This is a genomic window from Nonomuraea sp. CA-143628 (assembly GCF_050942315.1).
Taxonomy (GTDB): Bacteria; Actinomycetota; Actinomycetes; order Streptosporangiales; family Streptosporangiaceae; genus Nonomuraea.
Genome location: NZ_CP192072.1, coordinates 2,851,872 through 2,864,649, shown reverse-complemented (window position 1 = coordinate 2,864,649; position 12,778 = coordinate 2,851,872). Strand labels below are relative to the sequence as shown.

Sequence of the window (12,778 nt, the reverse complement as noted above, 5' to 3'; positions counted from 1 at the left end):
AGCATGAGCTTGCAGCGTTACCGCATAAGGCGCCGCCTGATCTCCGAGAGTAGAAGGTCGCTGTCCACTGTCGCTAGATCGGCGGGGACCTCGGTTAGGCGAGCTTCCTCCTCGGTCATGAATCCTGCGGCAACGAATGCTTCCAGCACCGGGCGACCGAACGCTCTCGCGAAGGCGGCGACGGTCTCAGGCTTCGGTGATGCAGACTTCCACCGGCCCACTGCGGACTGGCTCATGTTCATCCGCTCTCCGATGGCGGCCTGGGCCGTCCCGCCGCTGACACGTTGCACATATTCCCACCAACTCACGGGGTAACTGTATGCGCTGAAGCATCAGGCGCGCACTCATGCACATACCAATTAACTGCTTGACGCTTATGCGTATGCACGTTAGCGTTACGCTCATAAGCATAAGCGCAGTACAGAGGAGGGTAACAGTGAAAGTCGCCCTGCGGCTGCGTCACGATCAGCTTGAGAAGTACCGCTCGATCGCCGGACTCACCACGGAGCAGCAGCTTGCTGACCGCATGGGTTTCCACCAGGGCACCGTGAACAAGGTCCTCAACGGACGCCAAGCCCCCAGCGGCCGGTTCGTTGCCGCTCTGCTCCAGGCGTTTAACGGCGTCCCATTCGATGATCTCTGGGAGATCGTCGTTGTGAACGGCTCCGCCGACGTTGACGCCGCAGTCGATGCTCCCCTTGAGGTGGCCTGAGATGGCCGGAACCTCCCCTGACACGCGAAAGGCGGCCCCTCACCGCCAAGATCCGGGCCGCCCGCGTGTCCTCAACCGAGTCGAGGACGAAAGGAACGCCTCCATCATGCCACAGCCCGCCAACAGCGGTCGGACGCTGCTCGTCCCCGCCCAGCGGCTCCCCTGCAAGCCGTGGTGCGTCGAGCACGATCACGCCGAGGGGATCTGTACCGGGCCCACCGCCGCCACCCCCGGCGGCCGGTGGGGCATGCCCGGCCACATCTCCATGAGCCACGGGCCCTCCGGCGGCACGCTGCACACACTGCACCACGACCCGGACGCCGAGCTGACGTCCGAAGAGTTCGAGGAGTTGGCCAAGGCGATGCTCGTTCAGGTCGCCATCGCCCGTGGCACGCTGACCGGGGCGGTGTCGGCATGATCGCTGTGATCAGGCGTGCCATCCACCAGTGGACCAGGCGCACCGTCCGAAGGTCGATCCTCCTGTGGGATGCCTCGGGAAACGACGAGCGGCCATACCGCTGCTTCCTGATCTATAGGAAGCGCGACCCGTTCGCGGTCACGCTGCTCGTCCCTGACCACACGACCACCGGCAAGGTCACCGAGGTCGTGTTCGAGCGGGGACTGCTCATCGAGGGCTTCGACCAGCCAGCCGGTGACGGCGCGGTGCGGGTCGAGCCGCACATCGTGGTCCGCGAGTACACCTCGCTCACCCTGCCGGTGACCCGCGACGGCAAGGAGTTCTACACCGAGCGGGCCCCGCTGGAGGACTTCATCACCGAGACGTGCGCACTGGTGCGGTGCGGCAGCGAACTCCCGCAGGTGAACGCCGAGCTGGACCGCTGGCTGGCGGGGGTGGCGCTGTGACGACCTTCGAGGCCGCCTACCGCCAGGCCGAATCGTTGAAGGGCGCGGGCGCCAGCCGCGAGTCCCTGATCGAGCGCGCTGAGGGTTTCGACGCAGCCTGGCAGTTCTCCGCCGCGGCGGCGTTCCGTGCCGTCGCCGACGGCTACCCGACCGCAGTGCCGGGGGCGGTCGCATGACCACTCTCGACGATGTTCTCGCGGTCGTCGGGCTGGCCGCCTGGCTGTTCATCATCGCCGCCGTGGCCGCCGCCGGATACCGGCAGCTCCACCCGTACAAGGTGGTCGGCTACTCGCCGGCGACCGGCATGGTCGTCGTGCGCTGGCGCGACGACCCCAGCCAGACGCACTGGTACACCCCCGACCACCTCGCCCAGCAGATCGGACAGCACCGATGACGACGACCGACCCGTTCGCATACCCGGCGGAGAACGAGGGCGCGGCAGCGATCTCCGCCAACCACGCTGCCATGCGTGCCGATGTGGCGAGTGATCTGCTCAAGGCTGCCCAGGGCGCGGACGTACGCCCGAGTTACAGCTACGACGAAAAGCTCTTCAACTACAAGAACGGCATCGACGCGGTGCGGGACGCGCTGGTCGGCCAGGGCCACGCGATGCTGGCGGTTCGCGCCGAGCTGGCCGACATCGCCGGATCGCTGCGCACGCTGGCCGCCCTGCCCGGGGCGGTGCAGTGGCTCGCCGATCACGTGACCGCCGCCAGCGAGACGATGCAGGGCGCGCTGACCGATCTCAGCAACGACGTGTGCGACGTGCATACCGCCATCGAGGGAAGCGGCGAGAACGCCGTGGCCGGGTCGATCGACATCGCCGCAGCAATCCGCGAGCACACCGAGACGGTCACCGAAGCCCTGGACAACGTCGCAGAGGTGATCGACCGGGTGCGGTGGTGGCAGTGGCGCCGTCGGTGGACGATGCGTCGGCACAGTAAGGCCCTCGACGCGAGGATCGCCTCTGCTCAGGACAGCCTGCTCAGCAAGCTCGACGATGGTTCCGACGTCGAGGCCGGGCTGGCTGACGTGTACGTCCGTGCCAACGGCAGTAGCCCCGCCGATTCCGACGATGCCGGGCCGGTGTGGCTGTGAACTCCATCCATTACGCCGCTGTCATCTCGTTCCCTGCCGTGTTCTGCGCCCTGTACGCGGCCCACCAGGTGGGGGATCACTGGATGCAAACCCACGAGCAGGCGTGCGGCAAGGGCGACCCCAGCCCGCAGGGGCGGTTCGCGTGCTTCATGCACGTCCTGTCGCTGACGGTGACCAAGATGGGCGCCCTGCTCGGGCTGCAGTTCGTGACCGGGCTGCCGTTCAACAACTGGACACTCATGGCGGGCCTGCTGCTGGACGCCGCCACCCACTACTGGGCGGACAGGTCGGCCTACCACAAGGACCGCCAGGTCACGGTCACGCTGCAGAGGCTCGCCAACCGGCTGCACAAGGGCGACTTCTACGAGCTTGGCGAGCGGGCCATAGCCCCCACAGGGACAGGCGCCTACGCCCTTGACCAGTCGTGGCATGTCGGCTGGCTGTTCATCACCTCGCTGATCATCGCGGCGGGTGCCTGATGACCGGCATCGAAAACGCCCTGCTCGACGTGGAGAGGGACGCCCTCGCCAAAGAGCGGGCGCGACTCACGGCGGCTGAGGACCTGCTCGCTCTCGTCAACGAAGAACTGGCCGCGATGCAGGAGACCGTTAACCACCTGTCCGCCTTCCTGACCGGAGGTGCGTGATGGCCGAGTTCCGCTTGGACCTGCTTCGTGCCGCCGACAACGCGCAGCTCAACTCCGGCTACTTCATCGCCGTCGACGGCGACGAGGCGTGCGACTTCGCCCCGGACTGGCTGAACGAACTGATCGAAGAGGCTGGCGCCGATCCGGGTTCGGAAGCGCTGTACGGCGACCTGTGGCTCGACGAGGGCGGCAACGCCACGTACGTGGCCACCATCTCTCTCACTGACTCACCTGGAGGTTCCTGATGGGCGACACGCCCGCGATCGCGTTCGGGCTGCTCAGCCTGGCGCTGGGCATCCTGTTCTACAAGAAGCGCGCGAAGCTGATGAGGACTGGCGGTGGCGCGGTCCCCGCCGGCGGCGGCGCAGCATCGGGCAAGAGCAAGAAGCTCAGTATCCCCGGCCCGGTGCTGTACCGGATCATCTCCACGCTGATGTTCCTCGGCGGCGTCGGCCTGGCCTCCACGTTCCTCGGAGACTGGCTGCGCGGCATGGACTTCAGCATCGGCGCTGTCAGCTCCGGGGCTATCGCCACCATCGTCGCCGTGCTGCTCGGCTTCGCGGTAGGCATCGACGTGTTCGACGGCAACGGGTTGAAGCCCACCACCTACGCCATGATCGTCATGTTCCCGCTGCTGTGGGCCACCGCCGGCGGGTCGCTCTCCTGGCCTAAGGCTCTGTCAGCGTGGGCGTGGACGCAGATGACGGGGTCGATCTGATGACGCGCCCCAGCAACCGGCAGATGGCTTCCGCCGTGTGGGCGAACCGCCCCAGCGCGCCGGAACTGCTGTTCCTGACCGTGGCCGTCGCCATCAGCCACTGGGCGCTCGGCCTGCCGGTGCCCGTGCTCGCCCTGGTGGTCTTCCTGATTCTCGCTGGCGGGACGATGCACATGGCGCTCTCCGACCTGCGCAAGGCCGGGGCCGTCGAGTGCATCGACCCCCCGGAGAAGGGCGGCCACGATGCGGATTGAACACATCCTCGTCGGGATCCTCGCCGTCCTGGCGATCCTGTCCTTGGTCCGGGCGGCCAACCGCAGCGAGGAGGACAAGGCGAAGCCGTCGTGGGCGGTGCGCGCTATCAACGCGGCCGGCGGCAACGTCGAGGCCACCCGACTGCTGCCCGCGACCGGCGAGCTGATCGGCCGCGGCACCGTCGCCGCCGCTGGTAAGGCGGGGGATGTCGGCAGGGCCAAGGTGGCAGAGCTCAAAGGCAAGCGCGCGGACGCTCGCGAGGCTCGCACGGAAGCCCGGCAGACCCGAGACGAACGAGCCGCCGAGCTCACCGACAAGGCGACCGCGGCTGCGCTCCAGCGGGGACGGGCCGTCGTCGCGGCGGTCGCACGCCGCTGGGAGGACCGCAAGGGTGGCCGACCCCGCTTGCTGTCATGGGGCCGCCACGACGACGCGGATCCAGCCCCCGAGACGGCCACGGATGGGGCGGACAACACCCAGCCCCAGCACAAGCTCGTGTGGGACGGCGAGAAATGGCTGCGCGTCGCCGTCGACGAGGCGGACGCGGCGGTGGGGACCTCCCCGCCGCAGCCGGGCGACGGCGGCGACCCGCCCCTCCTTGGGCGGACCGACTGCCCTCGCTGCGGCGCTGCCGTCAGGACCGTCATCCCTGCCTCGGAACAGGAGCGCACCGCCCCTTGCAGGTGCGGCTTCCGCATCACCTTCTACCGCGCGCCCAACGACCCCCCTGACGAGGCAGTTCCGGGCCAGACCATGACCGACCCGGACGCCGAAGCCAACAGCACCACAACCAAGGAGGACAGCATGACCGCACCTACCGACACCATCAACGCCACGACCGAGGGCGCCGCAGCGGCGGAGCCGACCCCGCAGATCCCGATGCCCATCGACTGGAGGGCTACGGCGGGCCGGGTCGCCGAGTTCAACCCGGAGTCCGACGCCGACCTCATCAACTTCATGAGCATGGAGATCGCCGGCATGTGCGGCTACTCCGACGCCTACGAGGCGCTGTTCGAGACGTGCACCAACAGCCTGGGCCTGGACCCGCGCTCGGTGGCCGGTCTCGGCGAGTTCGGCGAGCGGGTCGTGGACCTGACTCGGGAGATGGCGCTGGCCCACAAAAGGTTCGTCGTCATCTACGAGGAGGTCATGCGGATGGTCGCTGACGGGACCGTGATGCCGCACAACGGCCGGTTCTTCACCGGCGACGTCGCAGTCTGACCCATCCCCTGCTGAGAGAGGAGAGTCGCCCATGTCTGGCCGTCACGCCAAGCGGTGCCCTGAGGAGCCGCATGAGCTCCACGCGCTGACGGCCAACGCGGACGACATCCCCGACGCTCCCGAGGAGGAGCGGGACCGCACCGCCGAGTTCCTGAAGGCCGCGTGTGTCGCCACCTTCGACTACTTCCGTGACGCGCCCGCCGAGCGGCTGCCGCTGCTCGGCGGCGCCGCCATGTACGGGGTCGGCCTGCTCCTCCACGGCCTTGACGTGCCGTGGTGGGCGATCGGCCTGCCCACGGTCGCCGCAGGCATTACCGCGTACGCGGCAGGAGTGAACCGGTTGAGCATGCCGTCCACTCTCGGCGTGACGCTGGCGGCTCTCACCTGCGGCTCGTGGCTGGCCACGGTTGCCGAGGTAGGCGCTGGCCACCTGACGAACTGGATCTATGTGGGCGCGTTCAGCTTCGGCTACGCCATCTACCGGTGGGCTCGCAGCCGCGCCAAGAAGGGCAACGGCGACCAGTCGGCCCCGCAGCCCGAGGTCGTGTCGGAGGAGACGCCGCGCATCACCTGGGAGAGGCACTTCGCTGGCTGGGGCATGGAGGGCGCTGCGGTCATCGTGGCGGAGCCGACCCGGCTCGGTGAGCGGGTCTTGCTCAACACCAAGGGCACCGGCAGCCGAGCATCCTCGTTCGTCACCAGGGGCTTGGCGGAGCGGATCGCGGAGGACTTCGACGTTGCGACCGCCCGCGTTCGGGTCACCAACGCGGGGCTGCCCGCCGGCCAGTTGCTCATCTCGGTGCAACTGATCGACCCGTGGGCCACCGTCGTACCGCATCCCCTGTTCGACCCTGACAGTGAGATCACGCTTCCGGAGGTCGCCGATGTACGCGAGCCTCTGCCGATCGGCATGGACCCGGAGACGGGCGAACCGCTGACCATCACCCTGTATGACGATGACGGCGGCAAGCAGACGCTCATCCTGGCCGTCAATGGCGGCGGCAAGTCCGTCACCCTGAACGACATCCTGGAACGCCTGACCGCCGCGTTCAACTGCGTGGTGTGGGGGATCAACCTGTCCAAGGCGCAGGAGATGCGCCGGTGGGCGCCCGCCCTCGACCTGGCCGCGTGCGGCAGGGATCAGCGCAAGCGAGCCCGGATCATGCTGAAGATGGCCCGCAAGCTGATCGTCTGGCGTGGCGCGCAGCACCGCGACTCGGCGAACGTCATCCCGTCCGCCCGGCAGCCGATGCTCGTGCTCGTCATGGACGAGTTCAGCGCATCGGCCAGGACCGAGGACGGGTCGATCGACATGAGCATCGTCGATGATGCCGCCTACGTCGCCAGCAAGGGCCGTTCCGAGGCGGTCGTGCTGCTGCTGGCCGACCAGCGCAACACGCAGGGCGCCGCAGGCACCACGAACATCACCACGCAGATGACCAACTACGTCGTACTGAAGGGCGTCAGCGTCGGAGACCTGGCCCGCATCGGCATTGCCGTCCCGGACATGGGCGAGTACGGCGGCCAGCACGCTGGCGTCGCCGCGACGCTACTCAAAAGCGAAGACCGGGCCAGGCTTGGGCGGACCTTCGCGCTCGCAGCAGGCAAGACCGCGGAGACGGGTCTTCAGCAGATCGACCGCGTTGTGGAGAGTCGGCTGCCGAACTCGTTGGAGGGCAGCGCCATCGCTCACCTCGGAGAGGCGTACGCCTCCCTCAAGGCAGGACAGACGCCGAGCTCGGCCGCCACAGCGACGCTCGAACGGGAAGCAGACGACGATACGGCGGGCGAGAGCCGCGACGACATGGCCCCTGAGGTGACCTCGTCCGACGAACGGTCCTCGACTATCGACGAGATCCGCAAGCAGCACCTGTTCCTGGTGCCCGCCCTGACCCCGGAGGGGCAGGAGAAGGCGCGGCAGATGCGCGAGGCCGAACGCGAGCAGGCCGCGCAGGAGGAGCTGGCCGCCGCTTCGCCGCTGCCGGCGGACGTCCGGGGGAAGCTGATCACCTTGCTTGATCGTGAAGGCGGCATCGCCACTCGCGATGTTGAAAACGCGCTCGGGGTGAGCAGCGCGACCGCTTGGCGGTACATGAATCACCTCCGTTCTGAAGGGGCTGTGGAGTCTCACGGCAGCGGCCCGGCAACCCGCTGGATCCGGAGGGGTGACCACGTTGCGTAACCGATTCGCTGGAAGTGCCGCTATCCCTTCAATCCCTTCAACCCCTTCACGGTGTCGCCCCTATACCCACCCCTTCACGGCCCTCATGAAGGGATATCCGAGGGGGTCGTGAAGGGATCCGTGAAGGGATAGACGCCCCCACAGCAACTACCGAACGCGACCACTAGGAGGAACCTGATGTCGCTCTTGCAGATCGCCATAGACACCGCCGACACGTCCGAGGAGGCCGCCATCGCGGCGCTCATCATGTCCCGCTGCCACGCGTCCGGCCTGGCCGCCGCCGCGTACCGGTGTGTGGTCGGTGCCGCAATCAACCTTGGTCTGAACGAGGGGCTGAGAGGCCCGGCTTGGCGGCAGGACGTCGAGTTCGTGGGCGCGCTCATCGACCTGGAATGCGACCTATTCGCCAAGTTGCAGCACATCAACCGCGTGATCGCCCAGATTCAATACGAGTGGGCCAACACGCCGAACATCCCCGAGAACGCCGCCTACTTCCACGCCCTCCAGGCCGCAGCCGACGTGCTCGGCCCGGCACGCGGCCGGGTGACCGCCGCGCTCAACCGCATCATCAGGGCGCCGGAGGAGCTGGCCGAGACATACGCCGCTTGCTACCGGCACGTCCGCGCCGGCCGCCAGTTGCCGTACCGGGGCCGGTTCATCTCGGGCGAGATCACCGTATAAGCGCAGCTCAAAACGATATGAGGAGACTGTCGTGAACACCTCGCACGGTGCCGAAGCGCCGAGACTGGACGCCAAGCTAACCACGATGATCGCGGTGGCGGTCGTCGCCCTGGTGGCCGTGGTGGCCGGCGCGTTCGTGCTGTCCTTCGCCGCGATCACAGCGGTGTCCGAGGCCGCGCACATCGACGCAGGCCTGTCCTGGCTGATGGCCACCAGCGTGGACGGTGCCATGACGGTGGGCACGATGACCGCGCTCGTGTTGAAGATGCTGGGCAGGAAGACGGGCTACGCCTGGTTTGTGGTCCTGGCCGGCGTGACCATCTCGATCGCCTGTAACGCCCTGCACGCCACCCAGTCGGTTGGCACCGATGTGACGTTGGAGGGGTGGCAGCAGGGTGCCGTTTCGGCAATCCCGGCCGTCGCGCTCGCGTTGAGCCTGCACCTTTTGATCCTCCTGATTGAGGCGATCAGTGACACGTTGAGCTCCCGGCGGCAGACAGCCAAGGATGCTCCGGAGGTAGACGCGAGCCCCCGTACGGAGGCGGCCGTACGGGCGGGGGCGAGGGTCTCCGTACCGACGTCCGAGCCCGCACGGGAGCCCGTACCCGAGCCCGTACGGACGGAACTCCCGGCCCCCGTACGCACGCCCGAGCCGCCCCGTACGGAACCCGTTCGTACGGACGGCGGCAGCCTTGTGCAGGGGCGTCCAACAGAGATCGACAAGTCCCGTACGAACGGCCGTACGGGGCATGAGGCGCGGCCGGAAACGCCCCGTACGGCTACCCGTAACACCAGCCGTCCGGCGGCCACGAGCGCCGCAACGACCGTCAAGCCGCCCAAGACGTTGGCCAAGACGCAGTCCGCGCCCGTCGACCGCGACGACCTGGTGGACGAGCTGGCCAGCGAGATCAGGGCACTGGGCGACGACTGGAAGCCCGACTACGACGCGCTGATGGCACGTGCCGGCTTCGGCCGGTCGTGGTGCGAGAAGGTCGTCAAGGAAGCTCGCGCCACCGCACGTCTTGACAAGCCCGCCACGCCCCGTATGGCCGCCCCGTACGGGCTCCATGCGGACGGCGGCGACACCCGGACGGAGGACCCGTACGACACCCGTACGGGCGGCGACACGGAGCCCCGTACGGACGACGACGAGACGCCCCGTACGGAGCCCGTACGGGCGCCTCTCCGAGTGGCCAACTAGCACCCGTACGCCCCCGTACGGAGTGGCCGTACGGGGGCACTCACCGCAGGAGGAAAGATCATGACTGACACCTACACGCGCCCGGAGGACGACCCCACCCTGATCGACTGGGGTAGCCGGCAGGCGGCCGCCGTGGTGCCGTTCGACGTGATCGGTGGCCGCCCCGTCAACCCCTACGCCCCGACCGGAGTACGGCACGGCCGCGGGCAGCTCTGGCACTGGGGCGAGCAGGTCTGCGCCGACGCCATCGTCACCGCCTTCGACGAAGACGGCCACCGGTGGCTCGTCATGGTCGAGCGGGGCGACGGCCACGGGTGGGCGTTCCCGGGCGGGACGGTCGACCCCGACGACGAGGGGCCGCTGGCGGCGGCGATCCGCGAACTGCAGGAGGAGACGTGCCTGGCCCTGGAGGGCGCGTGGGAGGCGCTCCCGGCCCGGTACGTGCCCGACCCGCGCGCCAGCGACGAGGCGTGGATGGTGACCGTGCCCGCCAGGCTCCACCTGGGCACCGTGCGCCGCTCCGACCTTCCGGTCCCGGTGGGTGCGGATGACGCCGCGCGGGCCGCATGGGTGCGGGCTGACGGTTACGCCGACCTGGTGGCCTACCTGAAGGCGACCTACCAGGGAGAGGTGTTCGCCGCACACGAAGCGGTGCTGTACGACCTGCTCGGCTGATGTAGCAGACGGGCGCGCACCAGACCGTGGACCTATCCGCCAAGACCGGCCACAGCGGTACGCGCCCGCACCCTCAACCCCCAACGAAGAGATCGAAAGGCATCTCCATCATGACCCGATCACGCTGCCCACGCTGCAGCACCCCGCTCGACGAAGGCCCCATCATCTACCGGTGCGCCCACTGCCGGCGCGCTATCCCAGCCGCCGACCTCGACACCGAGTTCCACGCGCACACCACCAGGCGAGCGGTGGCCGATGCCTGACATCCTCACCCCGCCGCTCTACGCCGGTGCGGGCGGCACGTACTTCCACGTCATCCCCTCGCCGGCCCATGCCCCTGAAGGGGCGGTGCTGCTGAACGTGCTCGGCGACTGGATGGCCGACGGCCTGTGCGCTCAGACCGATCCTGAGGCGTTCTTCCCGGAGAAAGGCGCCTCGTCCAAAGCAGCCAAGCAGGTGTGCCGGGCGTGCGAGGTGCGCGCCCAGTGCTTGGAGTACGCGCTCGGCAACAACATCCACTTCGGCGTGTGGGGCGGCCTCACCGAGCGGGAACGCCGCCGCCTCAAGCGCGCCACAGTCTGACTCGCCCCAATATCACCCGGTCGCCTCCCCTGCGCGGCCGGGCTGTCAAAGCCCGAAACGGCATAGCCGGTTCGCGCCAACCTCGGGGCGCCGTCTGGCCAACCTCGGCACGATAGGCCCCTGGAACCACGCATCCCGTTGCCGCCTTTGTCGGTGTCGGCGCGTACGTTCACAACCGAAACCACGTTCGAGATGGTGATGACCATGACCACGATCGACGAGCAATCCGCCGTCCTCGCCCTCACCAAGGCCACCCACGACAAGCCCTGGCACTACACCTCACGCGTCATCCTCGACGCCGGCAGCGCCCTGAAACTCCTCGACGGCGGCTACACGAGCCGGGACGAGGACGACCAGGCGCACGCCGCCGCCATCGCCGCCCGCGTCCAGCCCAGTGACCTCGCCTGGGCACGCGACCTCATCACCGCCATGCGCGCCGACAGCGTCCATCTGACCACCGTGCTGGATGAGACCTACCCCGGCAACGCGATCTGGGCCTACGACCGCCAGCCGTTCCTGTGGACCCGCGGCCGCTTCCAGGGCGGGGACCATCGGGCGGTCGCCGTGGTCGGCGAGCACGACGCCGCCCACGCGACCGCCGCGGCGCAGGCCCTGGCCGAGGCCGGGCTGACCGTCGTCGCGCCGCTGCGCACCGACCTGGACGTGGCCATCCATCAGGCCGCGCTCGACGCCGGTGGCCGTACCCTGGCCGTCCTTGCGGGCGGCATCGCGGAGCCGGCCACGCTCGGCGAGTACGCCAGTGTGGCCAAGCAGATAGCCGACCGCGGCGCGATCGTCTCCCCGTTCTGGCCCGGCACCGCCCCCACCGACCGCACCATCGCGCTGGCACGCATCGTGACCTGCGGGTTGGCCGACTGTCTGTACGCCGTCGACGGCACTGACGGCGGGCCCGCCTCAGGGCACGTCGAGGAGGCACTGAAGACCGGCAAGTATGTGTTCGTGTCCCAGCGGCTCCAGCAGGAACAGCCGTGGGTGGACAGAGCGGGTCTCCGGGGAGGCATGACTGGCGTCCAGGACATTGACGACCTATCCAAGCACGCAGTCAATCTCATAGATATGACCCCTCGAACGAACACCTGCTGATCATGGGTGACGCTGAGGCGTTCACCCGCGAGTTCCTGCCGCTGTATCGCCCGGTTCCACCGGCGCAGCCGGGCGTATGCCGGATCTGCCACTCCGGCCCGAACAATGCCGATGACACCGGCGGGCCCTGGGACACATGCGCGAGCTGCAAACGCACCACGAAGAACCTGTACGGGCACACTAAACACGTGGTGCCGATCTCGCTGACCGCCAAGGACACACAGCTGTACGACGTCGTCGTCTACAAGAGAGATGCCTTCGGCAGCGCGGGCAGGCGAAAGCGGTCAGACTTTCTCACCGCGACGGTGACACACTTCTACCAGCGGCACGCCGACTGTCTGCAGGGGTTGGCCGGCGGGCCCTTCACGCTGGTGACCACGATTCCGAGTACCCGCGACGAGCGACCTCTCGAGGCCTTCCACACCATGTGGCAGGTCGTCGGCGGGGTCGACGCGCTTGCCCGCTTGCACCGACCCCTCCTGGAGGCCGACGACAAGCTCGCGCCGGTCCTCGCCGACCGTTGGTCGCACCGGGACGCCTTCCGCATTCGGGGTGACGGACTGGCCGGCGCGCGGGTGCTGCTGGTGGATGACCTGTTCGTGTCCGGCGCCCACGTGCAGAGCGCCGCGTCCGCGCTGATCGAGAAGGGTGCTGGGGCGGTGGTGGCGCTCGTCATCGCACGGGTGATCAACCCCGAGTCCAAGGATCCGTACAGCGCCAGAATCTGGCAGGAGTCGCGCGACCGGCCGTTCAGCTTCGACCGCTGCTGTGTCTGCGCCAAACGCGATGACTTCCTGGGCAGGGTCGCCGCCACGACGGCCTGAGCCATGCGGGCGCCG

Annotated in this window: 21 protein-coding genes; 20 read left to right on the top strand and 1 reads right to left on the bottom strand. The window is 68.4% G+C overall.

Annotated features, from left to right (window positions below):
- Positions 1-17: 17 nt before the first annotated feature.
- On the bottom strand, positions 18-236 hold the full coding sequence (locus ACQP2T_RS13535; protein ID WP_433519767.1) for a hypothetical protein: 219 nt from the start codon (positions 234-236) through the stop codon (positions 18-20).
- A gap of 200 nt (positions 237-436) precedes the next feature.
- Here ACQP2T_RS13535 and ACQP2T_RS13530 point away from each other — a divergent pair, with 200 nt between their 5' ends.
- The 20 genes from ACQP2T_RS13530 to ACQP2T_RS13435 all read left to right on the top strand — a co-directional run bounded on the left by ACQP2T_RS13530 (position 437) and on the right by ACQP2T_RS13435 (position 12,763).
- Complete coding sequence (locus ACQP2T_RS13530) at positions 437-712, top strand: helix-turn-helix transcriptional regulator (protein ID WP_433516494.1); 276 nt, start codon at positions 437-439, stop codon at positions 710-712.
- 106 nt (positions 713-818) lie between these two features.
- A complete protein-coding gene (locus ACQP2T_RS13525) occupies positions 819-1,130 on the top strand; it encodes a hypothetical protein (RefSeq protein WP_433516493.1) in 312 nt (103 codons plus the stop codon).
- Entirely contained in the window at positions 1,127-1,576 is a 450-nt protein-coding gene (locus ACQP2T_RS13520; protein WP_433516492.1) for an SsgA family sporulation/cell division regulator, read from the top strand. Before ACQP2T_RS13525 ends, ACQP2T_RS13520 begins: the two co-directional genes overlap by 4 nt.
- Positions 1,573-1,752, top strand: coding sequence for a hypothetical protein (locus tag ACQP2T_RS13515; RefSeq protein ID WP_433516491.1), 180 nt, complete (start codon positions 1,573-1,575; stop codon positions 1,750-1,752). Before ACQP2T_RS13520 ends, ACQP2T_RS13515 begins: the two co-directional genes overlap by 4 nt.
- Entirely contained in the window at positions 1,749-1,970 is a 222-nt protein-coding gene (locus ACQP2T_RS13510; protein WP_433516490.1) for a hypothetical protein, read from the top strand. The genes ACQP2T_RS13515 and ACQP2T_RS13510 overlap by 4 nt, the downstream gene beginning before the upstream one ends.
- Complete coding sequence (locus ACQP2T_RS13505) at positions 1,967-2,674, top strand: hypothetical protein (RefSeq protein WP_433516489.1); 708 nt, start codon at positions 1,967-1,969, stop codon at positions 2,672-2,674. Before ACQP2T_RS13510 ends, ACQP2T_RS13505 begins: the two co-directional genes overlap by 4 nt.
- Positions 2,671-3,153, top strand: a complete 483-nt coding sequence (locus ACQP2T_RS13500) for a transcriptional regulator (RefSeq protein WP_433516488.1) — start codon at positions 2,671-2,673, stop codon at positions 3,151-3,153. Before ACQP2T_RS13505 ends, ACQP2T_RS13500 begins: the two co-directional genes overlap by 4 nt.
- Complete coding sequence (locus tag ACQP2T_RS13495; RefSeq protein WP_433516487.1) at positions 3,153-3,320, top strand: hypothetical protein; 168 nt, start codon at positions 3,153-3,155, stop codon at positions 3,318-3,320. Before ACQP2T_RS13500 ends, ACQP2T_RS13495 begins: the two co-directional genes overlap by 1 nt.
- Positions 3,320-3,565: a hypothetical protein gene (locus tag ACQP2T_RS13490; protein ID WP_433516486.1), complete on the top strand. Its 246-nt coding sequence runs from the start codon at positions 3,320-3,322 to the stop codon at positions 3,563-3,565. The genes ACQP2T_RS13495 and ACQP2T_RS13490 overlap by 1 nt, the downstream gene beginning before the upstream one ends.
- Positions 3,565-4,038 (top strand): hypothetical protein, encoded by a 474-nt coding sequence (locus ACQP2T_RS13485; RefSeq protein WP_433516485.1) that lies wholly within the window; start codon positions 3,565-3,567, stop codon positions 4,036-4,038. The genes ACQP2T_RS13490 and ACQP2T_RS13485 overlap by 1 nt, the downstream gene beginning before the upstream one ends.
- On the top strand, positions 4,038-4,292 hold the full coding sequence (locus ACQP2T_RS13480; RefSeq protein ID WP_433516484.1) for a hypothetical protein: 255 nt from the start codon (positions 4,038-4,040) through the stop codon (positions 4,290-4,292). The genes ACQP2T_RS13485 and ACQP2T_RS13480 overlap by 1 nt, the downstream gene beginning before the upstream one ends.
- Entirely contained in the window at positions 4,282-5,514 is a 1,233-nt protein-coding gene (locus ACQP2T_RS13475) for a hypothetical protein (protein ID WP_433516483.1), read from the top strand. The genes ACQP2T_RS13480 and ACQP2T_RS13475 overlap by 11 nt, the downstream gene beginning before the upstream one ends.
- Positions 5,515-5,545: 31 nt before the next feature.
- On the top strand, positions 5,546-7,696 hold the full coding sequence (locus ACQP2T_RS13470) for a hypothetical protein (protein ID WP_433516482.1): 2,151 nt from the start codon (positions 5,546-5,548) through the stop codon (positions 7,694-7,696).
- Positions 7,697-7,873: 177 nt separating this feature from the next.
- Complete coding sequence (locus tag ACQP2T_RS13465) at positions 7,874-8,377, top strand: hypothetical protein (protein ID WP_433516481.1); 504 nt, start codon at positions 7,874-7,876, stop codon at positions 8,375-8,377.
- Positions 8,378-8,408: 31 nt separating this feature from the next.
- Positions 8,409-9,578, top strand: a complete 1,170-nt coding sequence (locus ACQP2T_RS13460; protein WP_433516480.1) for a DUF2637 domain-containing protein — start codon at positions 8,409-8,411, stop codon at positions 9,576-9,578.
- Positions 9,579-9,638: 60 nt separating this feature from the next.
- Complete coding sequence (locus ACQP2T_RS13455) at positions 9,639-10,253, top strand: NUDIX domain-containing protein (RefSeq protein ID WP_433516479.1); 615 nt, start codon at positions 9,639-9,641, stop codon at positions 10,251-10,253.
- A 110-nt stretch (positions 10,254-10,363) separates the two neighbouring features.
- Positions 10,364-10,516 carry a hypothetical protein gene (locus ACQP2T_RS13450; RefSeq protein WP_433516478.1) on the top strand — a complete coding sequence of 51 codons (153 nt, stop codon included), beginning with the start codon at positions 10,364-10,366 and terminating at the stop codon, positions 10,514-10,516.
- A complete protein-coding gene (locus ACQP2T_RS13445; RefSeq protein WP_433516477.1) occupies positions 10,509-10,835 on the top strand; it encodes a WhiB family transcriptional regulator in 327 nt (108 codons plus the stop codon). The genes ACQP2T_RS13450 and ACQP2T_RS13445 overlap by 8 nt, the downstream gene beginning before the upstream one ends.
- 204 nt (positions 10,836-11,039) lie before the next feature.
- Positions 11,040-11,939 (top strand): DNA-processing protein DprA, encoded by a 900-nt coding sequence (locus ACQP2T_RS13440; protein WP_433516476.1) that lies wholly within the window; start codon positions 11,040-11,042, stop codon positions 11,937-11,939.
- 2 nt (positions 11,940-11,941) lie between these two features.
- Positions 11,942-12,763, top strand: coding sequence for a hypothetical protein (locus tag ACQP2T_RS13435; protein ID WP_433516475.1), 822 nt, complete (start codon positions 11,942-11,944; stop codon positions 12,761-12,763).
- The last annotated feature ends 15 nt before the right edge of the window (positions 12,764-12,778 follow it).